Raw genomic sequence first — 25,971 nt, forward strand, 5'->3', positions numbered from 1 at the left:
GGCCCCCACAAAAGGGGCCATTCCTTTAAATGAAGCGTTTGAAGCTAGAAAAGCACACCATAAAGTTTAACGTCATCCACATAGACTTCATTCTTCGGACTCAGGTAGCAGTTGTCCTTGCAACCCGGGAAGAAATGAATCTGACGGACGCCGTTCTTTACGCGCTCCCAAGTACTCTTGCAATCCTTCTTTTCGTCATTATCGATGCAAAGTTCTGAAGGCTTGATTACAATACGCTTCCAGCTTGAATCCAGGGAAATCCTGGATGAGGCAGCCTTGGTACCCTTATCATAGTTCTCCCAATTTTCGAGAGTCACCCTGATGTTGCCATCGCCCTTGGCATAGAATGCGATGGAATCAAGATCCGAAAGATTCAGCGTTTCCTTAAACTGAGTTCCCAGCAGAACCCATGCGTAAGGATCAAAGGCAACCGAGTACTTTCCATGGAATACGGTAGATCCGCGAGAAGAATCCGCTTCTAGGTAATCGGCAATCTTATGGGAAGAATCAGCCTTGCCGTTCTTGTAGAAAGAGGACCCCTTCCACAGAGTATCGACACTCATGTACCAACGCGTATCGTCTTCTTCAAAGTCGTAAAGAAGTACCGACGGCTTTTCAGACTTGGAAACCTTAGAAGTCTTTACAGTCCAGTCAACAAAGGGTTTGGTTCCGTCATTATGAACAAAGTAAACTTTTAAGGAATCGTTAGCAGGAAGCGCAGGCAGCACATAGGCGCCAGACGCATCCGTCTTCACCAGTTCATCAAGGCCATAAACTCCAACCCAGGCAAAATCTTCGTCGGCAGTCAAGGTCACATTGCTGGAGTAGCTTACCGAAGTAGTCAACGTAATAGAATCAACATCCTTCAGCTCTTCTGCAGAATAAACTCTGGAATAGGACTGGCTTCCCGAAGTGACAGTCAGACGGTAATCGCCAGACTTAGGCCATTCCATATCAAAACGTCCATTCTCGTCGGCATACTTATCTGCAACAACCATGAAGCTCCTGACAGAACGAATTTCGCCAACGCTATCAAGGGATCTCAGGGCAACCGTGGCATAAGCCGCCGGAGAGCCGTTCTGAAGCAGCACGGAAACCTTGGGCAGAGAATCGGCAACCACCTCCGAAGAATCCGTTACGGAACTGTCAATTTCTACGGGAGTCTTATAGTTGTACTGCACCTGTTCGTAGGGCTGCAGGAACACGGACTCACGTCCCAGGTCTTCCTCATAGCCGTCATCCATGAAATACAACTGCAAGGTGTCGTTAGCAGGAATTGCCGGAATAAAGAATACACCATTGGAATCAGAACGCACCAGCACATCAGTGCCGACAACGCCAACCCATACCGCCTTGCTGCCTTCAGGAATATCGGCAACACCCGTCAGGGTTGCAATAGCAGAAAGGTCTACAACCCCTTCCAGAGAATCCAGAGCCTGATAGCTCTCATGAGAAACAATCTTTGTATAGGCAGAACCGTCATAGGACACGGTCATACGGTATTCGCCAGAGTCGGGCACGGTCAATGCAAAGCGGCCAACACTATCGGTAACCGTCGTCGCCACGGCGACCACCATAACTTCTTCCTTAGCCTCGGGTACGGTATAGTCAACCTGATGCAAGGACACGCTGGCATTAGAAACAGGAACGCCACCAACACGGGCAACGATACCATTGGTAGTAATACTACCCGGTCCACCAGCGAGATTATTTCCGGAATCGGAAGGATTATCGGAGCAGGCAAAGAACGACGCTACCAATGGTAGCGACAAAGGCAAAACAAACTTTTTCAGCAACTGGCTGTTCATTTTTCCTTCTCCTGCAACGGTTTTGTAAAGGCAAGAGGGAACAACTGGATATTCAGCTGGAAAACCGTGTTGTCGCCTTCGCCTTCCTGAGATAAACGTAGTAAATCCGTTCGAAATTCATTAATCTTTTCGCGAATCAACTGGATATCATCCATGTTGAACGTCATGGTGACAGTGCTGATATCTCGCAGGTGCGGTGCATGACGTTCCAGCGACTCCCCTGCCAGGGCGATAGTGTCTTTCTGGAACTGTCGAACAGCGGCAGAGCGCCAGTTTCCGCCGGTACTCACGAAGGTATCGTTTACCTTCCAGAAGCCGTCGCGGTCTGTTGAAATCATGTTCAGTTCGTAAAGCAACTGAACGGCCGCTTTCGCCTCGTCCTCGGTAATCTGGGGAGTGCAGCATTCGGCTAGGCCTTGATAGTCATCCTTGAACTTGCAAATACCGATAATGGAACGGATTGCGTTGTAGTACCAGTGGCGGTAGAATTCCAGTTCCTTCTTCTGCAGAAGCTTGAGAGACACACCCTTTAAAGCCTGCATACGTTCGTAATGCTGCAAGGCTTCGTTGTCAGTCTTGGCTCGGCCAAAGAAAACCATTTCTGTCCAGTAGGCAGTTTCCTTTTCATCCAGTTCGAAGAACTGAGCCGCCGGCTCGATAAGCGCGGTAGAAAGGTGAATCTTGCCCTGGGAAACACGAAGCAGATTACCAGGATCGGCACCCATCTTCATAGCCATATAACGCCACGAAATCACAGTCTTGCGCTGCTTAAAGTCATCGAATGCGTCACGTAACCACTCGCGGTAGTCGGTATATTCAAAAATCTGCTTCATACAGAAAAAGATAAATCAGCCCGATGAGAAATTCCACCACCGCAGACTAATCTCCGTTGTGAAACTTTACAACGATATCCAGGTCCTTGCTGCAGGTCGCCTTCCACCGACATTCGGGGGCGGAATTTCTTTCCGCATCGACGCAAACCCCAGTAAAATAAAGGGTTCCAGCCTCTTCCTTTGATTTTCCGTATGCCACTCTGTATGCAAGATCCGCCACCGGCGAAGCCTGAACCAAATCCTCGCCCATCAGTTTAGCCGTGAGCCGAATCACACAATTATCCTTGGTGGGCATGGATTCTTCATCCTCGCCCACTCCGGGAATCCAATGAATCTGCAGGGGCCGGAACTCCGGCTCGGGGCTCTTCTTGGCGCAACCCGTTACGAGGACCGCGGCAAGAGAGCAAGCAACAGCTGCGATATAGAAGGCAGCCTTATTCATATCGTTAACGGGTACGCTTGAAGGTGGCGCTAGTCACCCTGTTGCGGCCGTTCTCCTTAGAAGCGTAAAGGGCCTTGTCAGCACGTTCGAACAGGCGCTTAGGATCTTCGCCAGCCACCATTTCGGCAATACCGAAGGAGCAGGTCACCTGCTGCTGCTTGATCAGCTGAGTATTTTCAATAGCCATACGGAGCTTTTCAGCAAGGAACTGGGCATTCTGGATCGGCGTGTCGCTGCAGAGGATCACGAATTCTTCGCCTCCCCAACGGACCAGTGCATCCGTATTACGGATCTTGCTCTGGATCAGCTTGCAGAGATTCACCAACACTTCGTCACCGACGCTATGACCATACTGGTCATTGATATGCTTGAAGTGGTCGATATCCAGAATCACGAAGGAAACAGGGCTGTCATTCTTGACCAGGTTTTCCTGTTCGCGCATCAGGATGCTGCTGAAACCGGCACGGTTGAGGCAACCGGTCAGCGGGTCTTCCTTACTGGACTTTTCGTATTCAGTCTTTTCGATTTCGAGAGCCTTCAGGTTCTTTTCCAGTTCTTCACGCTTCTTCTTGGCTGCGGCCCGTTCACGGCTATAGTCAAAGAAGCGGATGACCAGGATCATGAAGAAGGTCACGAACCACACACCGACGATGCCGGTCGTAAGGTCTTCCTTGGCGATCTTCTTGCCCTTGAAGCAGAGACCGCGGATTTCAAGAGTACCATAGCCCAGGGGAGCGTTGGTACCGGTCTGAATTTCGATCAGGGGGATGTTAGAAAGGTCTACACGAGCCTTATGAACGTCCACCTCGTTCTGAGCAACCCACCAGCCGGCCACGCGGAATTCCTGGGGAACGAACACTGCCGGATAGGTTTCATTCAGGGGGAAGAATTCTATTTCGTTGAACTTCAGTGAAGTTTCATCACCGTCGCGATAGATAGCGCTATCATAACCGCGCATGTAGAGACGGACGGAACCTTCGCCACGGGGCTTCACCCACACGAAGATACTGTCGTAATGGGAAAGATCCTTACCGCGGACCTTACCGTCTCCAAGGAAAATCTTCACGCCAGCATAAGGATAGGCGTAGCCTTCACGGAGTTCATAGTCCATGATGACAGAGGAATCCGTACGGGTCAGCTTTACTGCAGATCCGCCGCCATCCACAGAGTCAGACTGGGCGATGACGTAAGGGAAATCCGACAATTTGAGGAATTCGATATTATCTAAGCCATTTTCGTACGCAAAAAGGGCGATGGCGGTAAGAGCCAACAACACGAAAATCAGGATATTCATCCTGAACAGCACATAGATTTTCTCAAAGAGCCTAGACATAGGAAACCTATACTTGTAAGATATTGTCCCTCAAATATATAAAAATAGGGGCTAACGGGATAGCCAGCCACCCAGTTTAGCTACAAATGGGCGCAAAGTACGGGCCAAATCGGCCTGGGAATGCACATCCGGATGCCCAAGGAGGCCTGCATTATCCGTACGGACCTCCACAAATTCCAAATCCTTGTGACCGGCAGCCAGTTCGGACTGGTAAATGGCCTTTACAGTGGGAGTCAGGTCATCATTGGGCCAGATTTTTGTGGACACCAGCAGGAACTTCACCCCTTCATGGGCCTTGCGCAGTTTCTGAAGGAGCTCCGCATAAGCCTTGGAGAATTCCTTCTTGTCGCCATAAGGAGGGTTTCCCTGGAAGTCATTGATGCCAATAAAGATTACAACCACCTGGGGGTGGAAGCTGCCAAAATCCCACTTGAGGGATTCTTCGGGCAGCTTGCCAGCCAAATCCGCCGGGGCCTCACCGGGAACGGTAAATTCATAAAGGCGAGGCACCTTCCATTCAGGCACAATATTGTCGTAATTGCGGACCATGCCGCGACCGCTAAAGGCGTTCACCTGAAAATCAGCCTTGAAGCCATCGGCAAGCAGGTAGGCATAGCTCTTGGAGGCGTTAGTCTTTTCGAAAACCAGGGACGGGTCATCGGAACCGCTACCTTCATCACCGAAGCCCACGGTAAAGGAGTCCCCAATAAATTCGATACGTCGGCCACTCTGCTTGGGAACGGAGCCAAAACTTCCGGAACCATCCAGAGAAATTCCGTAGACCTTTACGGAACCGGGATTCGTCTCGCTGATTTTCACCAGGCGATAACGGTGGGATTCACCATCTCCGGCCACCTTGACCGACTGGACCTTACGCGCACCGCTAACAAAGGCGGCAACTTCCCTTGAATCTTCTACGAGGATCCAGCGGGATTCCCCTTCCAGATCGAAATCAATAGACTTCGCCACGGCATTAAACTGAATAACTGCCGCCGGAGCGCTAGTCCTGCTGAACTGATTCTGATGATCCCAGCGGCCATTAAAAATGCAATTCTTCGCCAGTGAGCTTTCAGACAAATTATTCATAGAATTTTCCTTGGCCTGGGGAGAAGCCACAAAAGAAACAAGTGCGAGTCCAAAGACCGCCACTTTAAAAAAAACACCTAATCTCATAAACAAAATTATAGTAATTGTCCCGACGTCCTCAAGCAAGCCTTACTAAATTGTCGTTTATGGGCGTAAACAAGTTTAAATGTTTATTTACACTGTTAGCTGTGTATGGGATGCTGCTAGGCACCTCCATTATGCCCGCATTCGCAAACAGCGAACCAGACACTTCGCAAAGCCCAGGCACCCCCGCCCCAGGTTCCGAAGGAGACACCCTCACCCGCGAAGACGCACGCATGGCCCTTCTCGTGTACAAACTTCTTCAACCCGATGGAAAATTAAAGGGAGCCAACCCGGAACGCGGGAAAAAACTTTTCAATCAAAACTGCAAGTCATGCCACGGCGAAGAAGGGCATCGACTCAACTTCGCCCACGATTACAGAAAGCCCCCGATTTTCATCGGGGACCGAGCTAGAAATGACATGCCAACTTTCTGGTATCAGATGAATTTCGGCGATGATGACCGCAACATGGAACCCTACATAGACGAATTAACACTGGATGAGTTAATCGATATAGCGGGCTATGCGCAGACCCTGCCATAAGAAAACGAATTCTAGGGTTCCTTGCCGTTAAAGACCTTCACTTCCTGAATAAAGGACAGGTCCAGCATTTCCCTTTCTTCCTTTCCATAAATCTGAATTTCAATGACCTGGGGAGACTTGGCCAGTTTCAACGCATGGACAAAGAAAATCTTTTCTTCTTCCTTGGCATTACGCTTGACAGGATCCTTGGCCTTGACGCCAACCAAGGTTCCCACAGTCTTGGCATAACGCAGCACCTTCACCAGATCGAACGTGCTCATCTTCTGATAGTTGCTGCCATACTTCGTAGAGTTCAAGGCCGTCTGCAAAGTATTTTCATCGGCATCATCTTTCAGTTCATAGTCGGGAGCCTTCGCCTCGGGCCATGCCACGACAAAGTCCTTGCGCCATTCTTCGGTAGGTGCAGGAAGACGGTTCACGTCATGCTTTTCGACAAAGGGGCAATAACCGTAGTTTTCCAGAATTTCAAAAGCCTTATGTTCCAGTTCCGGCTTCAAGATAAAACCGTAACCGGGAATGTATTCGGTCGTAGCTTCGGTAAACTGCGGGAAGCGGGAAAGTTCCGCAAGCACTTTCAGATCTTCAATTTTCAGAAGTCGAACGGTATGAACTCTGGCCCCATAATAGGAGGAGTTCCATTCCGAAATTGTAGAGGCAACATTTTCGGGAGGCTTAATCCAGTTCTTGAAATTTTCGATTTCCGCTTCAGGCAGACCACACCTTAAACCCTGAATATAAGTTTCACGGTTCAAGGCAAAGCGGAGGAACACTTCATCATTTTCAACCTTGGAAAGACTTGCCAAAGTGAAAAGCACACGAGGAGAAGTTCCCGTCGATACGATCAGTTCAAAATTGGGCAGGCAGGAAATGTTCTGTTCAGGAATGGAGGCGATAGATGTTTCCACCCAATCCTTGCCAGACTGTTCCATGACAACACCGGCCACCTTACCGTCAACCATCTGGAATTTCACAAATCCCAGCAGCCACAATTCACGCAAGGGGCGAGGCAGGTATTCCCAAGGGAGCTCCTTGTTCTTCTCTACCATGCGGAACGTCGGGTCAAGAACCCACAGCAGATTGCAGGCGTCGGCGACAGGACGAGGCTGTTCCAAAATTTTCAGCAACTGGACGCAGTGATTGCGATCGCCGCGGAAACGTTCCTTTAGCCACCAGGACACTACATCCTGATGCAAGCGGAAACCATTCTTACGAATAAATTCAAGAGCCTTTTCAGACGGAACCAAGCAGGAGTCTTCCTGTTCCAGCCAACCATTCCCTGTCAGGAAATTGAAAATAAAGGACAGCTCGTTTTCGGCAGCACGTTCAGACAGTTGCTTTGTAGACGTAAAGGAATCCACGCAAATCTGGTAACCACGACGATGGATGGTACCATTGGTATTCACCTTCAGTTCCTTGCGCAAGGCGTACGACAACACCAGGCAGATGTGCCAGTCCAGCAAGTTCTGAAAACAGGCGAACTTGGCTCTAGCCGGGAACTCCATTTCAGAAGCCATTCCAAAGCAGCCCCAGAAATTAGAGAAACCGTAGTAGACCATCGTACTACCAGTAGATGTGCGCCACAGCAAATATTCACGGCACATATCCAAAAGGAACTTCTGCAGGTCGCGTACTTTTCCAACCGGAACGGTCAGACGCAATTCATTATAAGTCAAGCCGCGGGAACCGCTATTGTAAACCAAGCTGATGCAGCGACGCTGCCATAGTTCCATCTTGCTAAACAAGTCGGCAGCACGTCTGCGATCATCAAAATAAGACAAGGCTTCGCTCTGGATCAGAGCGTTATTCAAAAGACCCTTATGTCCGAAGGCCTTCGCATGGACACCACGAAGGAGTTGCTTGGACATTCCATCAAAAAACGAATTTAAATCGTACATCAGTCACACCCTATTAGGGCGCCAAATTTAGAAAAAATAATCCGGAGCCAAAGTCTAGGACTTCACAAAAGACTTGATGTCTTCTATGGAGTCGGCAACCTTCTGCTTCATGTTCCAGATCCGCATAAAGCTCTTGCCATAATGTTCCAGCACCACGCGGTTATCAAGAATCAGAACCTTACCAGAATCTTCTTCAGAACGAATCAGACGTCCCAGCCCCTGACGCAATTCCATATAGGCTTCCGGCACATAATAATCCTTAAAGGAATTCTTACCGTCGGATTTCATCTTGGCAGAAATTCCCGCAACAAGAGGATCCATGGGATTCGGGAACGGAAGCTTAGGAATCACCAGAAGTTTCAAGGCGTCACCCGGGAAATCAACACCTTCCCACAAGCTTTGACAGCCCAAAAGGCAAGCGCCCCTTTCCTTGCGGAACATGGCAATCAGTCCATCCAGAGCACCGTCGACATGTTGGCAAAGAAGCAGTTTGCCCTTTTGCGCAAACAGCGGAGCAAGTGCCGCCTGGGCCTTCATCATCGCCGAAACGCTGGTAAAGAGAACCATGGCATTTTCTTCCACCTCCGGCAAGAACTGACATAGGGTATCGTTCAAAGCCTCGTTATATTCCGGTGCAGAAGGTTTCGGCAAATATTTAGCCACCATTACAGACTGGCGAGCCTCCTTTGTAGACGATTCGTTATACACTCTAAGGAAGGGGGCCCTCTTTGGATCCTGGACGTTCAAGCCCATTCTTTCAACAAAGTAAGTCAAGTCACCCTGTACCGCCAAGGTCGCAGAAGTAAAGGTAGCAGACTTGATCCAAGGATAGAACTTTTCTTTCCAGATAGTACCGAAATTCAACGGGTAGGCATGAAGCTTTATGGTATGAGGATTAAAAGGTTCCTCCATAAAGAAGATCCAGTCTTCGCGAGCGCCCTTGGTCAGGAACTCAAAATCAGAAACGAATCTTTCGATCTCCGTCATTCGGCCATTCAGATCATGCACCAATCCAGAAACAGATTCATTGACCCTGGAAGCCATGGCGGAAAGTTTTTCTACCAGTTTCTGAACCTTGGCATACTGGTCCATAAAGCCTGCAGGATCGGCATCATATTCTGCCATCATGCTAGAAGAATACGAGAAGCCATTCTTATTTTTCTGCTTTGTCAGCTTCTTGCCGATCTTCATAAAGAAACGATGCAAGGCCTTTTCCAATTCGCCCAGGCTTTCAACCAAATTAGCGCATACCTCATGGGCTTCAGTACACTCCGCCGGAATTCCAGCCTCGATTTCTGCAACGAGGCCATCCTTTTTAGTGCGGGACGGAACCATAGTCTTAATGACATTACGCAGGCCAAAGAACGACACCGTACGGCACAGCGACTGGTTGCTGATTTCAGGCAGACGGTGAGCTTCATCAAACACAATATGTTCGTAAAGCGGAAGCAGCGCAAAATCCAACGACATGTCTGCCAGGAACAGAGAATGGTTTACCAGCAGCAAATTGGAATTCATGGCACGGCGCTTTGCGGCAAGGGCTGGGCACCTGCCATAATTCGGGCACTTTTCTCCAAGGCAAGACTTTGCAGAACTTGCCATCTTGGACCAAAGCACACGATTACGTCCCTGACTAAACGAAGAGCATTCATTCACGTCACCAGTTGTCGTCGTATAGACCCAAGGTATAATAGCCATGAAGGAATCTCTTTCTTCCGGCAAGAGCATATTTTCGGGGGACGCAAGAATTGCCTCAAACTTTCTTAGGCACAAATAATTTTCGCGCCCTTTCAAAACAGAAGCCTTCAACTTGCCATTGTACAAGCAGGACAGCTGGGGAATATCGCGATTCCACAATTGTTCCTGAAGCGCACGGGTTGCCGTACTAATGACGACTCGTTCATCGGATGCAGCCTTGTTAGCGGCGGCCACTAAATACGCAAGCGATTTTCCAGAACCCGTAGGCGCCTCGATGACGCAAAGCCCACCCTTATGCATATTGCGTTCCACCACAGCGGCCAAATCCTGCTGGTTAGAACGGGGCTGATACCCAGCCATATTCTTGGCAAGAATGCCGCCTTCCTGGAAGAATTCTCCCACGCGGGGAACGTGGTTCTTTACAGGAACCTCTTCCAGGGGGACTTCCGGCAACTTGTAAGAAAATTCATTTTCGGATTCACCAGAAACGGGCCAAATTGCAGACCAGTTGGAATTGACTGCAACCTTGGAAAGGGCGTTATACAGCCAGCGGTCTTCACCCTGAATTTTTTCCAGGGACATCACAAAAAGTCTGCCGCAGGCATCGGCATCAGGCAACGCGCGGTGTGCCCGGCTCCTGGGAATATTCAATTCCTGGACCAGGGTATCCAAGCGATGATTAGGAACATTCTGGTAGGCGATACGAGAAACCGTCAAGGAATCCCACACCATATGGTTTTCAAAGGAAATACCGACCTTTGCAAAAGTCTGGGTCAGAAACTTCGAATCAAATGCGGCATTATGAGCAACAATGGGATAATCTCCGATAAAGGAATAAATCTTGCCTGCCACACCTGCAAATGATTCTGCATTTTCAAGATCGCTCTTGTATATTCCAGTCAGATTTTCAATAAAGGGGCGCAAGGAAGCCGTCGTTGGCTTGACCAGATAATCCACATCTTCAACAGGGACCCCATTTTCAAAACGGACCAACGCGACTTCGATAATTTCATCTTTTTCAAAATCAAGACCCGTTGTCTCAAGATCAATCGCAACAAAAGTCGGAATATTTCCCATATTTATCCTCACCAAAATTCTAATGCAGAGACGGAATTGCAGCCTGCAACTGGTCTAGAATATTTTCACCATTCTTCAGCTTCAATGTATCGTTAATCGCTCTCCAGGGAGACCCATAACGGAAAGGTTCAATGGAACCTCCATCAGGAATATTCTTTCCTTCCTGGGGATAATAGTAGTCCATAAAATAGGACCCTTCGACCAGTCCGTTAAACTTAAAGCGGCCCGCATTATCACAAGGTTCTATAAAATCCTTATCAGACTCGATGGAATGCAGACGGACCAGGGCACCTACCTTTGCACCGGGGACAGCACCCTGCAACGTTGCAAGTTTCAACTTCGCCACCGTTTCAAATTTCTGCAGTTTCTTGTACTTCAGTTCAACAACGGTATCACGAACGCCATTACTGTCGGCAGCCGCCAACGTCGTATCGTTATACCCCATCAAGAAGTTCATCGTAAGGTCCGTTCCCCACGGGTCAGAATTCAATACCACAAAACGCACCGGATCGATTTGCTTGACCTGAACCTCGGTCGTATCCTTGTTAACCGCCACATAGAAGGTTTCTTCTACAGAATCCAGTTTGGGCTTATTAAACAAGACGATCAGGGAATCGTCAGGGAACAGGTTCTTTGACTTCGAGACAGCCTTCACCGTACTTACCGCAGGCGGAAGCGTATCGGACTCCATCTTCTTCCATTCCCATTCCACTTCATTTCTTGCCGTATCCAAAGTTCGATAAAGCGAATCCTTTCCGGCAAGACAAGTAAACTTGTAAAGAATTTCACTTTTGGGTGCCGGATCAAAATAGAACTGCGGCTTATTGGAAGATGCTCCCAAATAAACAAGCTTCGGATACACCTTCTCATTTTCAGGAGAAGTCAGGAAGCAGTTGGCAGAATCTCTAAACAGGGAATCAAAATAGACGTTTCGTGTAAAGTTCGCTTCCAGCACATTTGCAAAGGGCTGAGATACAGATTCCAGTTCCAGATGAGACGAGTCCATATCTGCCACGGCAATCCATAAGGTATCCGTTGTCTCTGCAGTCAGGTGAATATCCTGGGTCCAAACGCCAGCCTGTTCCGTTGCCAGTTCCACCTTCTGGTTACCATTGCCATCCACAAAGGCTACGACACGATACATTCCCGCCTTAAGACCCGTCAAGGTAAAATGCCCCGCACTATCGGCTCGAGTCACATACAGGGGCGGTTCCTTAAGAATCATAGGCAGAGAGTCCAGCGCCTTGGTTACAGAATCGCGGTACTTATCCAGATAATGTTTCGTTTCACGATCTGCACCCATCAGGAACAAACCCACACTGGGAAATTCCTTCTTCTTTGCCATAGCCGCATTCACAAGAACTCGGCCCGAAAGAGTCAGCGAGTCAATATAGGCTCCCGTCGAGAACACAACCTGGAAAGGCTTTGCAAGAGCATTGCCGCGCAAATCCTTGATACCACCCGCAAACGTTACTGTGTACGTCGTTCCAGAATCAAGCTCTGCACGAGACGACAACTCCAGAGTTTTGCCGCTGACGTCAAACCGCACTCTTTTATCAATCGGCGGAGAAATAGAAACAGCGCTCCTGGGAATAGAGGCGTTAATCCATTCGTCAAATTCAAGCTTTACATAAAGTTCGTTAGGATGGTTTGTCGTATACGGAGCTGGATACACCCCCGCCACACGCGGAGGCAACTTATCTTCGGGGCCACCGGACGGAGCCACCTGCGTCGCACAGGCCACAAGCAAGCTCGCAACAATCGCACCTAGAACGTATACGGTCTTAAAAAAATTCATCCTAACAACACTTTCAGACTTAATCAATCAAGTGGATAATCTTGCCCAGTCGGTTCCAGCGGATCTTGAAGGGCAGACGCCACCAGGTAAAGGGATTGGACAAGGCGAAAGACTCATCTTCATTTTCAAAAGAGAAGTAAATGACAAAAGCCTTGGCGCGCATATTACGGAGCGACACATATCCCCAATAACGACTATCTGCGGAATTATCACGGTTGTCACCCATCATGAAATACTGAGGAGTCTGAACCACATAGTAATCCATTTTTTTACCGCCGAGAGTCAAGTTCTTCCTGATTTCAAAAACAGGAGAACGAGCCACATCAGCCTTCAGCGAATCAGCCAGGGAATCAGCAACAACGGAATCCGTAACCGCAGAATCGACAACAGCGGCACTAACAGCCGATGCATTCAAAGCGTTCACATTGTCTTCCAGATCCTTCAACATAGAAGCTTCGAAACCGATGTAGCTAACTTCGCGCATCAGCCCACCCTTGGCATGGGGATCCAGCATAGGCAAATAGCAGATACGGGCCAGTTCCCTGAAATAGGCGAAGCTCATCACCCCAGAAACGGTGTCCCCCTGGGTCACACGCTGCTGAAGGATAGTACGATTGCGGCGGAACAGTTCATTCATGGCCAGCCCGCGGTCATTTTCTACCGGTATGCGGAAGTTCTCGAAATCGTAGTTATTGCTTTCGACACCATCCTTCCACAGAGAAATATCAAGCTTGACGGAGTCATCCGGATTTTCCTGGGCGACAAGGGAACGCAACCACCAGAGCTTATCCAACGGCAGGGAATCCACATACAGAGTATCACCTACAGACGGCACAACAAAAGGTTCTCGTTCGTCACGAGGAGACATGGTTCGAACCGTACTAGTCCATTTACCACGTCCGGGCAAGGTATCCTGCTTAACGCCATTCACATAAAGACGACCGCCATGAACGGCAACCGTATCGCCACTCACAGCCACACAGCGCTTGATGTAATCCTTCGGACCATCGCCATAATGAACTAAGTGAGGCTGTCCCTCTTCAGGTTCATGATCCCAGTAGAAATTGCCAAGCATCAAGGCGTTAAAGAGATGAGTATAGCGGCGAGGATTACCATCGGGATATTCAGGTTCCCCGGGATAACGGAAAATTGCCACATCCCCAGGCACGGGATCGGTAATAGCAGGGAACTTCTGATTTCCAAAAGGTATGGGAGAGCCATAGGTAAACTTCAAACCGAGAAGGAAGTCTCCTGTTTTCAGCGTATCTTCCATAGATCCGCTAGGAATCTGGAAAGCCTGAATCACATATTGGATTACAATCAACGCCAGAGCAATGGGAACAATTATTTCCCTAAACAAGCCCTTCACAAAACCCTTCACAGAAAAAACTTTCTTCTCTTGCAAGTTGTCCTTCATCTTATTTTCCAAATTAAAATCTGACTTATAATTTTACAGGCTGCGAATCTTTTTGAACATGGCCTGGCTTACTACCAGTTCAGTCCTGCTCTTATCTCGAAGCACCATGGTAATGCGGGAGTTCACCTTGCGATACTCTGCGATATGGTCAATCGAAACAATGGTCGAACGGTTAACGCGTATAAAATGCATGGGATCCAGACGTTTCTCAAGTTCCATGGTCGACACATCGACTATATGCATCTCGTTCATCGTATAGGCCATGGTAAAACGGCCTTCCGTCTGAAAACGGACCACTTCATCTACACTCAGAAAGATACAACGATCTCCTTTTCGAACCTGAATTCGCTGCAGGTAGAAATTGCTCAAGTCTACCACGTTACGGAACTTCTTCCAGGTAAAATCAGGAGGCGCCGGAATACTAAAACCATCATCGGGGAATATCTTGCGCAGTTTTTCAACTGTGGCCATCAAACGTTCCGAATCAAAGGGTTTCAGCAAATAATCAACCGTATTTTCTTCAAAGGCCTTTAAGGCAAACTCATCATAGGCGGTCGTAAAGACCACATACGGGACTTCCTCCGGATTCAAGGCATGCAGAACATCAAATGCATCCATATCCGGCATCTGGATATCCAGAAAGACGACATCAGGAAGATGGTCCTGAATAGCCTTGATTGCCTGAGCTCCAGATTCTGCCTCCCCCTGAATATCAAACTCGCTCGCGTAATCCTCCAACATGGAGATGATGCGGGCACGAGCCCAAGGCTCGTCATCAATCACTAAGGTCTTGACCTTCATTTCGGATCCTTGGATTTCTGGACGGGAGCCGTCATGATTCTAAACAGTTCTGCACGACGGCCATTTTCATCTTCATAGACCTGACCTGCAGAATTCATATAAACCAGATTTCCAGATGCAGAGCGTTTAAAATTCCAGTGAACACTATCTGCACTTTCAGAAGCAGAGGGCAAAACAATCCTTATGGAACTATCCACTACAGAAAACACACCCTTCAGGGAATCCACCTGCATGGAATCAGTTACACGGGTCTGCACCGCATTAACAGTGGAGTCTTCATTCAAGGTTATGCGCAATGCCTTCATGGTGCAGTCATCACAAGGCATACTTCCCGAATAGAGGCCCGTCACATCCTTCGGCAATTCAACAGGCGGAAGTTCCGGTAAAGGTTCAGACTTTTCTTCAGAGCAGGAAGAAATCAGCAATGCCATCCCAACAGGAAGCAAAAACCTTACAAATGAAAAAGCCATGGAGTTCGAAATCTTCATGGCTACAATTTAACAAATTAGCCGTTTAGGCATTAACAGAAATTATCTAAAAACCAGTCGAATGCACCAAACGAAGGCCCAAATCCTTACCCCGATAAAGGGGTTCCCTTTTAGCAACAGTATCGGCGGCAAGGGCCTTGACTTTATCGCCCCAGCCACCTCCACGAACGACTTTCAAACTGCCGGATTTCGCCCCGGTATAATTCATCTGCGATTTAGTCGGTTTCACTCCGTACCAGTCGTTAGTCCATTCCGCCACATTGCCAGCCATATCATAAAGGCCATAGGCATTAGGCATAAACTGAGCCACGACAGCGGGGCCACTACTTTGTACATAATAAGCGTATTTAGAAGCTTCTTCCCGATCCCAATAATATGTCGTAGTCGTTCCGGCACGGTAGGCGACTTCCCATTCCATTTCCGTAGGAAGTCTCACGGACTCAACGCTGTAATCAACATACAAGTTCTGCAGATATTGTGCGTTTTCGGCAGCCTCATAGACATAGGCCGTATCAAGCCCCACCTTTTTCGATAGAGCATTGCAGAACAAGATTGCCTCATACCAGTTTACGTTCGCCACCGGAATACTGTCACCAGAGACACCCATTGCCGGCAAGGAATCCATAATGGTTCTATACAAAGACTGGGTCACCTCCGTCTTCCCGATTTCAAAGGAACTCACAGAAAAAGACATGGAGCCTCTTTTTACAGAGGACGCAGGAATCTTTACCCAGCTTACATAATAAGACAAAAGGGAATCCGAGCTCAATGCAGAACTACACGAAGGTTCCGCAGAACCCGAAGACTCTTGAACAGGGCTTTCCGATCGGCTAGAAGAACTTCTGACAACGGCACTAGACTGACGTTCATGCCCACTGGAGGAGGTTTCGTCCAAATCTTCAGGCGCCCCACCAGCAACAGAACTGCAGGACACCATCAAACCCATGGCAAGAAACCCTAGGCATAAGCGGAACCTCATCAGCGGATAACTCCCACACGGTACAGTTTCTGCTTAGTCTTTCCAGACTTGAAATCTACACGCAGGCGAGCGGTGTATACGTCCGAACCTAGCTTTTTCAGGTCAAGGTTTTCAAACTGATTGCGGCCAGCCACAACATCAGACATTTTCTGCTTGAACACGCAGAGGCCCGTTATGTCATACAATTCAATCGTTGCGGAATTGGCTTCTGCACCAACTTCAAAACGGGCCTTGGCCACCCCGCCACGCACCGGATTGGGGAACATGAAGAATTCCGTAATTTCATCCTTAGACTTAGAAGCCTTCACATCCTTCAGCTTGGAGGCATCAAGATAGCCAGTACGTTCGTTACCGCCGGCAGGCAAGGTCCATGCGGCAGCATTACCCGCAGCATCTTCAGCAGCCTTCTGCAAACGGAATGCACTAACGTTACTTCTGTGGAAGGCATAAAGTTCCGGGCCAGCAGACTTGCTACTACCAACAGCGTCCGTTACATAAATACTCATAGGCTGCAATTCACTCAGGGAGTCCACATACTCAAAACTACCTGCAGCAAGGGGGAACTGTCCAGAAACCCGCTTGGCCTTTCCCGTATAGGCATAAATCAATCCGTCATTGTTAGGAACAAGAATTTCCGGAACATCATCACCAGTCACATCAACCAGCAACGGGTCGCTAAAGAATCCATACACAGGACTACCCTTTGAAATCTTCACGGGGAATCCAGAAACGGGCAAGCCAAAACGATCGAGGGCATAAACCAGGTTATCTCCCAGGAATACGATTTCAGGATAACCATCTCCGTTTATGTCACCCAGGGCCATACCAGAAGTTTCATCAGAGAGGCCGCTGGAGCCAGCAGCACCACGCTCATAATTCTTGGTCCAGACAACAGACTTTCCATTCCGTTTTCTAGCAGACACCGTTCCACGGCTGCCGAGGACAATAGCTTCCTCAACACCGTCGCGATCCATGTCTGTACAGGAAACGCGGTAGAATTTTTCAGTTCCGTGAACTTTTGCGGGTTCACTTTCATAGGTAGCAGAATTCACCTTGGAACCGAAGCCCACTTCACCTTCGTCCGTAACATAGGCAATCTTGGAATTGCCATCCTCATCCGTACCACAGAAAGCCATATCTGTAATATTTCCGTCGGCAGTCACCTTGACGTCAAATCCCCTAGAGAACTTTCCGTCGCCAATTTTCACATTTCGAATCTGATGTCTAGTCGCATACCACAGTTCATTTCCAACCACCATGGGGCCAGCCACCACAGAGTCCACATCCAACGCCGTTTCACTTACGTAGGATTCGCTTTCAAACTGCGTACGGACCAGATGCTTTTCGTGAAGCGAATAAACGTATTTGCCATCGCTAGCCATACCCAGCAGGGGACCATAATTGGAACCGATGCGATAAAGCGGAATTTCCTTTTCAGTCCCCTTATTCGTCAGCTGTTTTTTAACAACGACCGTATCCGCATCAAACAAGGTATCACCCAAAGCGCTAAATGCCTGCAGGGATCCATTGTCTGCACCGAACACAACAATTTTCTCCCCGCTCTTTTCAGGATTATCCACAAAGACTGCGCCACGGACGATTCCGTTCAGGCCAACCTCTCTCGGGAACTTGCTGTCTTCAATACTTCCATCATCAATAGAAACGGTCACCGTAATAAGAGTCGAGGCAAAATTAAGGACGCTATCCCCCATCAGGCCGTTAGCCGTCTTTTCCTTTCGGAAATCTTCGGGAACGGAAACAGAAATCTTGATACCCGTATAACCGCCCTGGGTCGTCATGGTATTCGCATAACCGGTGGGATTGATGGTCTTTACCGTATCGAATTTCTGCTTTGAAGATTTGTCCGCTACGCGCAAATGAGGCAGCAAATCCGCACCACTTCCGTAATCATAGGTATCTTCGCCCAGGGCGTTCTTAAAGGTCTTTCCGATACTCAGCACGCCATCGGCTTCAATCAGTGAAAGTCCAAACTGATGGTCACGGAATTCATCGCCGGCCCAATAGTTGGCAACACCATCTTCCAAATTTCTACGAAGGAACCATTCGTTCACCTTCCACACGGCAATACCGCTTGCAGGGATGCCCGCATCAAAGGAGCTTACATCAAGAATGACACCACGGGCCTTCTTCTTGTTCACCTTGCATTCCCCCTTGACACAAGTGCTATCCTGGAACACAAGGTCAAGACTATCTACGGGAACGGTCCTGATTGTCGTATCTGAACTTTCGTCAGGTTCACCCAGCACCACGCTCACCTCGCCATCCTTGTTCCAGGAACGCTGACGATTTTCTACAAGCAGGTATTCAGATGCGCTGAGAGGCACCTTCAGGACTTCAGTACAGACATTTTTACTCTTGGATTTTGAGCAGGCCCCGGAACCGGCTGCAGCCACATCCACAGAAATTTTCTTTCCTGCAGAGGGGCGAACTTCCTGAACGGAACTCCACCCCATATAGGTTCGTTCCCAGGCCGCAGGCAGTGCAGGCAAGAATCCATTTCCTGCATTATAGCCGGCAAAGTCCATCAAGTCAAAATAACCCAGGCGAGAAATTCCCTTCACCACATCATAGGTATCGGGCATACCAAGCTGACGGCCTATCTGATTTACCAGAATCCCGTTTACACCCCAGTTCAAACCATCCTGGGAAGCGGTTTCGCTCATGACCATTATAGAGCGCAAGGTATCGATAGAGGCCCCCTTAAGAGCAAGACCGTCAACTACAGACTTCTTGCTAGAGGAATCAGCCTTTAGAGCAACATTTGCCAAGGTATCAGACAGGAACGGCCAATACTCCCCGCTAACAAAAGCGTCTATAAAATCGGCAGGGGTGTCGGCATTGTTCGAACCCATGGTACCGCCATCCATCAACCGGCTGGCACCGGCATGGATAATCATAAAGGCACGTTTCGTATTCGGATTTTTCGAAAGGGGAATGCTAAAGGGCGAATCGCTGGATTCATGAGCGGCCATTACGGCATCGTACACGAACTGCATATAATCGCAAACACGGGAAGAATCAAATTCAGCAGTCTTTTCGCCATCCCTCTTGCTGGTTCGATTATAGTCGATGATTTGCTTCTTCAGCTTGTAAGCACTGGAAGATTCCGGAAAAATTCTGGACTTGATTACAATATTTCCGCCACTGGCAGCCTTGTAATAGGCATTCGCAAAATCAAAATGCTTCTTCCAATAGGGCACACTATTGCGACGGCCCGGCGGATCCAACTTATACGAATCCTTCTTCTTTTCGTCAGAGTCGAAAGTTCCATTTCCCGTGGTCAACGAATTGTCAGTCTTTTCTTCGGCAAACTGAACTCGAATCGCAAATACCTCCAAGGTATCTGCAGCAAAACTAAAAGACGCCTGGAACAAAACCAAGGCAAACAAAAGGCTAATCTTATAAAAAAAACTCATCTTCACAACCTCAATCTACAAAAATCAAAAACAGCCGCACCGGAATCACAACCTAAAAAATTACTGTTCAACAAGCTTAAAACTCCGGGGAACATTCAATTTCCAGGTTCCACCGCTAAAAGACTTTCCGTGGGTCACCTTCTTGATTTTTATTTCCAGGAATCGCTTTTCCCCACGTTCAAAAACAATGGTCTCGGGTAACACATTTCCCTCAAATTCGCGGAACCCGGAAAACTTCAACGTTTCAGGTTTTCCGTCACGTCCCGTATAGGTTAGCTGAACCACTCGCGAATCCTGCAATTCATAGGTAAAGTGACGTCCCGTCCCATCAACGGCTTCGTGGCCAGGCACCACATCCTCGTAATTATCCGGAAGTAACTTACCCTCAAAAAAAGCTGCAATCTGATGGATATGAACCAGGGGTAAGCTCCGGTCATTGAGCAGCCCAACCATATAGCCAACGCCCTTCACATAAAGTTTTTCTGTGGGGAAGGTCATGAGCCAACCTTCTTCCGTCCAAAGCATCGAGGCAACCCCAATGCCCATGGGGCCCGTCAATTCCATGCGATAACGTTTTCCAGGTACAGAAAACAGGACGGCATCCAGCTCCTGATTTTCACCATTCTGGACAATGGTCAGCTTAAACTTAGCCCGCAGACTATCCTGAGGAGCAATTTCCTTTTCCGCCACAGGTGCGTCTGTGCGAACCTTGCCCCCCGTACAGCCGGCAACAACAAACATGGCCAGTACCAAGGCACAGACAGGCAGCAAAGAGAAAAGAGAGCGAAATCTAAACAGCGGCATAAAGCAACCGCCTTTTACTTTTTCTTGATATTAAGGAAGCGCCTTGCTTCAGGATGCTTCGGAATAAGCTTCAGCAATTTCTTGTAGGCAGCCGTGGCTTCAGCCTTATTGCCAAGGGCTTCCTGAATGGCAGCCATATGTTCCCAATAAACGGCATCCTCATCAAACTTCGGATCCTTGATTTCCTGCATGGTCTTCAGGGCCTCTGCATAAAAGCCCTTGCGATACTGCCCCCATGCCTTGGAATCCAGATAAGCCTCAGTGGGAGTTTCCGACTTTTCCATGGCAAGAGCCTTCAAAACCATCTGGAAACCCTTTTCCACTTCGTCTGCGTTGCGGTTCAGGTCAATCAAGGTATAGCCATAATAATTCAGGACTTCGGGCTGATCTACACTGCGGGCGCGAACGCTATCCAACAGGAATTCAAACATCTTGAAGGATTCTTCATAGCGTCCCATGCGTTCCAGATTCATGGCCATCAGCATGCGCACATCCATGTTCAACGAATCGACGGCGGCAATTCCCTCGTAAAATTCCTGTGCCTTGGCACGCTTCGCATTTGCAAGGGCGATCTTGGCAGAATCATACTTATCGGTCTGCAAAATTTCCTGGGCTTCATTAGCCAGAATACGTCCATAGACGCTACGGAACTGCAACTTGTTCCGTTCCACTTCCGCGTTCATCTTGCGCAAAGTTACAGAATCAGCCACTCCGGCCAGCGGGCTCCACTTATCCCAAACGGCGATGAGGGAATCCAGCATCTTGTAGGCCTTGTCATACATCTTTGCAGAGCCGTACATCATGGCCAACATGGCCTTTTCTGCACCCATCGACACAGAGTCAGCCTTCTCGGCATAAAGCACGGCATCGTTCATGCGCTTTTCCTTGACGGCGATTCCAGCCAGGGCGTGGTAAGCATTAGCCGCATAAACCTTCTGGTCGCCCAACGATTCAGCCGCCTGCAGCAGGTGAACCTTGGCGCTATCGACGTCTCCATGAATATTCTCGTAATGGCCCAGGAAGTTTGTCAGCACAGGAGAACGGACACCATCCTCATAGTATTTCTTCTTGAGCAGGGTATATGCAACAGCACGGTCCGTTTCCGCCAAAGTCGTCATCAGGAGAACGACCATGGATTCGTTGTCTTCGCTAGAGCCAGTCAAAGTATCTACGACAGCTCGGGCTTCCTGCAATCGGCGCTGGAACACAAGTCCCTGAACCATCTTGGTCAAATATTCCTTGTTGCCCGTAGCATCGTGAGCCCGTCCAAAAAGATCGATTACAGAAGAATCCTTATGATGTTCCAGCAACAAGTTCAGCTGACGCTGTAACAAGGACGGCATATAGTTCACCTGGGGCAGCAGCAAGTCATAAACACGGATCAGTTCATCCGCATCCTGAACGGCCTCCAGGAACAAGCTATAATCGTAAAGCAAGGTCATGTCCTGATACTTGCTGGAATCAAGGGCTGCCTTGAAATACTTACGACAGGAATCGGCCACACCCGCCTTCACATAAAGGTGTGCCAGCAAGGACAACTGAGAGGCAAGAATCTTACCCTTCAACTTCTGGCCACGCATGGCCTGAATCAAAGCCAGGGAATCATTGCCCTCGGCCATGAGCATTTCGGCCAACTTGAAGGTCAAGAAGCGGTTGTAAGGGTCAGACTCCGCGGCATGCTGCCAGAACACATTGGCCAGAGTCTTTTCGCCACGCATTTCCATTTCGAGAGCGCGGATAAAAGATTCATGGGCGGCATCGATATTTTCAGGAAGGCGCGGTTCCTCGGCACTTACAGCCACACCGCCTTCAGCAATCTGTTTTGCCACAGCGGCGGCAATCGCCAGGGAATCCGCCTTGCTCAAGGTAACGGCCTCTTCCTTTTTCGCAGGAGCGGAACTGCAGGCGTTCAGCAAGAACACCGCCACCACCATCAGCGACAAAAAGAAAGACTTCACCAAAACAGACCTACTCGACAATTACAAAGTTAATCTTGGTATCCGGCGGCAGATAATCGCCATACTTGGGAGAAGTTTCGATCACTGCACCCGGAACAGGATTTTCCATATCTTCGGGAGCCTTGGCGCGCTTGATACGTCCAACCACAAAACCCAGCTTTTCAAGCTTCGGGTAAACTTCGTCAATGGGAGTACCGGCAAAATTCGGCAACAAGGTCTTACCGGTAGTCACACCGGCAGAAATCACCACCTTCACGGTATCGCCAATACGGACCTTTTCACCTGCGATAGGAATCGTACGAATCACCACACCGCGAGGAATGCTCTGGTGGGCCCCCTTCACAATGGCACCCTGCACAAGACCGGCACGGGCCAGAGAAATAGAAGCCTGCTTCTGGCTCTTGCCACGAAGATCAGGAATCTCGACCTGACGGAGCCCCATGCTGCGGGTCAGCTTCACGGTACGACCAAGCTTTGCCACACGGCCTGCAGCAGGAATCTGCACAAGAACCTTGCCGGAATCAATAGTCGCACTGTAGCGCCCCTCTTCCAGCCATTCAAACTTAAAACCAGCATCTGTCAGCGCAGCCTCGGCAGCCTCCTGACTCATGCCTTCCAGATTGGGAACCTCACCCGTGCTGGCAAACTTACCGGCAAAAGCGGGCATCAATACTTTATCTACAGCCAAGGCGAGAAACACCAAAAGGACAATCCAGATAGCGATAGCCTTAACCACGGGAGCCTTTTTCAGCCACCCGCCAACACGACCCACAAGGGATTTTAATTTATCCATATTAGCCCTTGCTAGCCTTTTCCTGCAGGGCGTTTTCGTCGAAGATGACGATATCCTTGCCGGTCATAGCAATAGCATTCGCCTTCACCAACATAGAGCAAATGCGGCTAACCGTTTCACGGGTAGTACCAGACATGTCGGCCAGCTGCTGCTGGGTGGGGCGGTTGTGAATAACAGTTACCATAGTGCCGGCATCAGTATGAATGCGAACACCACGTTCTTCCATCAAGTTCAGAAGAGTTCCAGCCACGCGTCCGCTTACAGACATCGTAGACAAGGAACCGATCTGCTTGTTTGCCTTACGCAGACGCTTACTAATTTCGCTCAGCAGCGCCATGGCAATTTCGGGAGTCTGACGAATCAGGGTCAAGAAGGATTCACGGTGAATGATCATCATCTGGGCATCCGTCACCGTACGCACAGAGGCAGACCTAGGTTCACCGTCAATCAAGCTCATTTCGCCAAAGAAGTCACCGCGTTCCAGGAACGAAAGAATCGTCTCACGACCATCAACGCCGGTCATGTACACCTGGACGGAACCGGAGGCGATCAGATACAGAGCCTGCATCGAGTCGTCGCCCTCCAGCACCACGGTTTCATCGCGGTTATAGTTCTGGACAACAACCAGATTGGCCAGCATCGAAAGCTGATCCTCGTTCAATTCAGAAAAGAGCTCCACACCCTTCAGCAAACCAACAACGTTATTGTCCATAAGAACTTCTCCTTCCGCTTCAATTAGTCCATGTCAACGATAATGCTCTGATCGCGCTTAGCACCGATAGAAATCATACCGATCTTCACGCCAACCAGTTCTGCCATACGGTTCAGGTACTTCTTAGCATTTTCCGGAAGATCTTCCATCTTGCGGCACTTGGTAGTATCGCACTTCCAGCCCGGCATTTCTTCGTAAACCGGCACGCAACGACCGACCTTGGACAGCTGGTTCGGGAACACTTCGATCTTTTCGCCATCGCATTCGTAGTGAGTGCAGATCTTGATGGTGTCGAAAGTATCCAGGACGTCAAGCTTGGTGATAGCCAGGTGAGTCAGGCCGTTAACGATAGCAGCCTTGCGGACAACCGGAGCGTCGAACCAACCGCAGCGACGGTTACGACCGGTGGTTGCACCATATTCGTTACCGATCTTACGGAGGGTGTCACCCATTTCGTCCAGAAGTTCGGTGGGGAACGGACCGTTACCAACGCGAGTGGTATAAGCCTTGACAACACCAACGACCTGGTCGATAGCGGTGGGGCCGATACCTGCGCCGCAGCTTGCATAACCAGCGACAGTGTTGCTGGAGGTCACGTACGGGTAAGTACCCTGGTCCACGTCCAGGATGGTGCCCTGAGCGCCTTCGAACACCAGCTTCTTGCCTTCCTTCACAGCCTTGAACAGGAGGGCGCTAGTATCGCAGACGAACGGCTTGATCTTCTGACCCAGTTCCAGGTAATCCTTGATCACCACTTCCGGATCAATTTCGGGAACATCGTACATCACCTTGAATTCTTCGTTATGAACCTTGGCCATAGCTTCGACGCGGGGGCGCAGTTCACGTTCGTCCATCAAGTCACCGACGCGAACACCGATACGGTTCACCTTGTCGCTGTAGCAGGGGCCAATGCCGCGGCCGGTAGTACCGATAGCAGCCTTGCCAGCCTTCTTTTCCTTGGCCTTGTCCAGAGCAGAGTGGTACGGCAGCACGACCTGAGCATTGTCAGCAATGAATAGGTGGCCTTCCGGGTTGATGCCCTTAGTATGGAGGTCGGCAATTTCTGCAAGAGTCTGGATCGGATCCAGCACAACGCCGTTACCAATAACGCAAAGCTTGTCGTCATGCATAATGCCAGACGGAATCAGATGGAACACAAACTTCTTGTCACCCACTTCAACAGTGTGACCAGCGTTTGCACCGCCCTGGAAACGCACCACGATATTTGCGTCCAGAGTCAAGAAATCCACAACCTTGGCCTTACCTTCGTCACCCCACTGGGAGCCGATTACAACACGATTTGCCATATATCCTTCGTTTTGTTTATGACCCATTCGGGTCGATTAGTTAAACAGGAAATTAGCTACCCAGAGCGTTTCTCCGGGACCTTTTTCGCCTACAAGATAGTAAAGAGCGTAAAGCGGAAAGGATAAAGGCTAAAGAAATGACGCATAAAAACCTGCTTTACACTTTAAACTTTAACCTTTAAGCTAAAAAGGGCGGAGCCCCGCCCCTCGCTCCAACCGGCAAAGCCGTTTTCCGCTACCCCACCCAGCGGGGACACCCCGCAACACCCCACAGCAGAAAGTACAGACAAGGTAACAGGTGCAAGGTATGAGGTTTGAGGTATGAGGTTTGAGGTATGAGGTTTGAGGTATGAGGTTTGAGGTATGAGGTTTGAGGTATGAGGTTTGAGGTATGAGGTATGAGGTAGTGAGGTAGTGAGGTAGTGAGCGACGAGCCGCATGCCTTTGCGCGGTCATCCTGAGCGGAACGAAGTGGAGTCGAAGGATCCAGTGAGAGGACGAGGCGTAAGGTCACAGGTATCAGGCGCGAGGTAGTGAGCGACGGAGGCGCCTAATGTCACCCTGAAGGCGCTCAGGGTCTCGTGCGTTCATGGGATTCTGAAACAAGTTCAGAATCCCAGTCCACACAGTTCACTTCTTTCGTATCTCATAATTCATATCTAAATTCCTCCTCCGCAAA

The 25,971-nt window shown here is 49.2% G+C and carries 19 protein-coding genes; 1 reads left to right on the plus strand and 18 read right to left on the minus strand.

Annotated elements, in window-relative coordinates:
* Positions 1-44: 44 nt before the first annotated feature.
* From BUB73_RS09275 to BUB73_RS09295, 5 genes are read right to left on the minus strand one after another with little or no spacing between them, the layout of a single operon-like run.
* The gene (locus BUB73_RS09275) at positions 45-1,808 is read right to left on the minus strand and encodes a hypothetical protein (protein WP_073285242.1); all 1,764 of its coding nucleotides are present in this window, start codon (positions 1,806-1,808) and stop codon (positions 45-47) included.
* On the minus strand, positions 1,805-2,641 hold the full coding sequence (locus BUB73_RS09280; protein ID WP_073159024.1) for a TIGR02147 family protein: 837 nt from the start codon (positions 2,639-2,641) through the stop codon (positions 1,805-1,807). The genes BUB73_RS09275 and BUB73_RS09280 overlap by 4 nt, the downstream gene beginning before the upstream one ends.
* A 46-nt stretch (positions 2,642-2,687) precedes the next feature.
* Complete coding sequence (locus tag BUB73_RS09285; RefSeq protein ID WP_073159026.1) at positions 2,688-3,083, minus strand: hypothetical protein; 396 nt, start codon at positions 3,081-3,083, stop codon at positions 2,688-2,690.
* Between the two features lie 4 nt (positions 3,084-3,087).
* On the minus strand, positions 3,088-4,416 hold the full coding sequence (locus BUB73_RS09290) for a GGDEF domain-containing protein (protein ID WP_073159027.1): 1,329 nt from the start codon (positions 4,414-4,416) through the stop codon (positions 3,088-3,090).
* A gap of 51 nt (positions 4,417-4,467) precedes the next feature.
* On the minus strand, positions 4,468-5,502 hold the full coding sequence (locus tag BUB73_RS09295) for a GDSL-type esterase/lipase family protein (protein WP_083539726.1): 1,035 nt from the start codon (positions 5,500-5,502) through the stop codon (positions 4,468-4,470).
* A 218-nt stretch (positions 5,503-5,720) separates the two neighbouring features.
* On the opposite strand from BUB73_RS09295, the gene BUB73_RS09300 reads away from it, so the two are divergent.
* Positions 5,721-6,128, plus strand: a complete 408-nt coding sequence (locus BUB73_RS09300) for a c-type cytochrome (RefSeq protein WP_158535436.1) — start codon at positions 5,721-5,723, stop codon at positions 6,126-6,128.
* 11 nt (positions 6,129-6,139) lie between these two features.
* Here BUB73_RS09300 and BUB73_RS09305 read toward each other — a convergent pair whose 3' ends face one another.
* The 13 genes from BUB73_RS09305 to BUB73_RS09365 all read right to left on the minus strand — a co-directional run bounded on the left by BUB73_RS09305 (position 6,140) and on the right by BUB73_RS09365 (position 25,292).
* Complete coding sequence (locus BUB73_RS09305) at positions 6,140-7,993, minus strand: hypothetical protein (RefSeq protein ID WP_249269352.1); 1,854 nt, start codon at positions 7,991-7,993, stop codon at positions 6,140-6,142.
* A gap of 84 nt (positions 7,994-8,077) precedes the next feature.
* Complete coding sequence (locus BUB73_RS09310) at positions 8,078-10,798, minus strand: helicase C-terminal domain-containing protein (RefSeq protein ID WP_073285250.1); 2,721 nt, start codon at positions 10,796-10,798, stop codon at positions 8,078-8,080.
* Between the two features lie 19 nt (positions 10,799-10,817).
* Positions 10,818-12,596 (minus strand): Ig-like domain-containing domain, encoded by a 1,779-nt coding sequence (locus BUB73_RS09315; RefSeq protein WP_073285253.1) that lies wholly within the window; start codon positions 12,594-12,596, stop codon positions 10,818-10,820.
* A 19-nt stretch (positions 12,597-12,615) separates the two neighbouring features.
* Positions 12,616-14,013: a signal peptidase I gene (gene lepB, locus BUB73_RS09320; protein ID WP_073285283.1), complete on the minus strand. Its 1,398-nt coding sequence runs from the start codon at positions 14,011-14,013 to the stop codon at positions 12,616-12,618.
* Positions 14,014-14,046: 33 nt separating this feature from the next.
* Entirely contained in the window at positions 14,047-14,814 is a 768-nt protein-coding gene (locus tag BUB73_RS09325) for a LytR/AlgR family response regulator transcription factor (protein WP_073235813.1), read from the minus strand.
* Positions 14,811-15,302, minus strand: coding sequence for a copper resistance protein NlpE N-terminal domain-containing protein (locus BUB73_RS09330; RefSeq protein ID WP_083539722.1), 492 nt, complete (start codon positions 15,300-15,302; stop codon positions 14,811-14,813). The genes BUB73_RS09325 and BUB73_RS09330 overlap by 4 nt, the downstream gene beginning before the upstream one ends.
* Positions 15,303-15,348: 46 nt before the next feature.
* Positions 15,349-16,281, minus strand: coding sequence for a formylglycine-generating enzyme family protein (locus tag BUB73_RS09335; protein WP_083539723.1), 933 nt, complete (start codon positions 16,279-16,281; stop codon positions 15,349-15,351).
* Positions 16,281-19,718, minus strand: a complete 3,438-nt coding sequence (locus BUB73_RS09340) for a hypothetical protein (protein WP_073285258.1) — start codon at positions 19,716-19,718, stop codon at positions 16,281-16,283. The genes BUB73_RS09335 and BUB73_RS09340 overlap by 1 nt, the downstream gene beginning before the upstream one ends.
* Positions 19,719-19,778: 60 nt before the next feature.
* Positions 19,779-20,522, minus strand: coding sequence for a hypothetical protein (locus BUB73_RS09345; RefSeq protein ID WP_073235804.1), 744 nt, complete (start codon positions 20,520-20,522; stop codon positions 19,779-19,781).
* 14 nt (positions 20,523-20,536) lie between these two features.
* Entirely contained in the window at positions 20,537-22,480 is a 1,944-nt protein-coding gene (locus BUB73_RS09350; protein WP_249269355.1) for a tetratricopeptide repeat protein, read from the minus strand.
* Positions 22,481-22,490: 10 nt separating this feature from the next.
* Positions 22,491-23,273: a PASTA domain-containing protein gene (locus tag BUB73_RS09355; protein ID WP_073159048.1), complete on the minus strand. Its 783-nt coding sequence runs from the start codon at positions 23,271-23,273 to the stop codon at positions 22,491-22,493.
* A gap of 1 nt (position 23,274) precedes the next feature.
* Positions 23,275-23,985 carry a Crp/Fnr family transcriptional regulator gene (locus tag BUB73_RS09360; protein WP_073159050.1) on the minus strand — a complete coding sequence of 237 codons (711 nt, stop codon included), beginning with the start codon at positions 23,983-23,985 and terminating at the stop codon, positions 23,275-23,277.
* A 23-nt stretch (positions 23,986-24,008) separates the two neighbouring features.
* Positions 24,009-25,292, minus strand: coding sequence for an adenylosuccinate synthase (locus BUB73_RS09365; RefSeq protein ID WP_073159052.1), 1,284 nt, complete (start codon positions 25,290-25,292; stop codon positions 24,009-24,011).
* Positions 25,293-25,971 lie beyond the last annotated feature (679 nt).

The organism is Fibrobacter sp. UWH6, assembly GCF_900142465.1.
Classification (GTDB): Bacteria; Fibrobacterota; Fibrobacteria; order Fibrobacterales; family Fibrobacteraceae; genus Fibrobacter.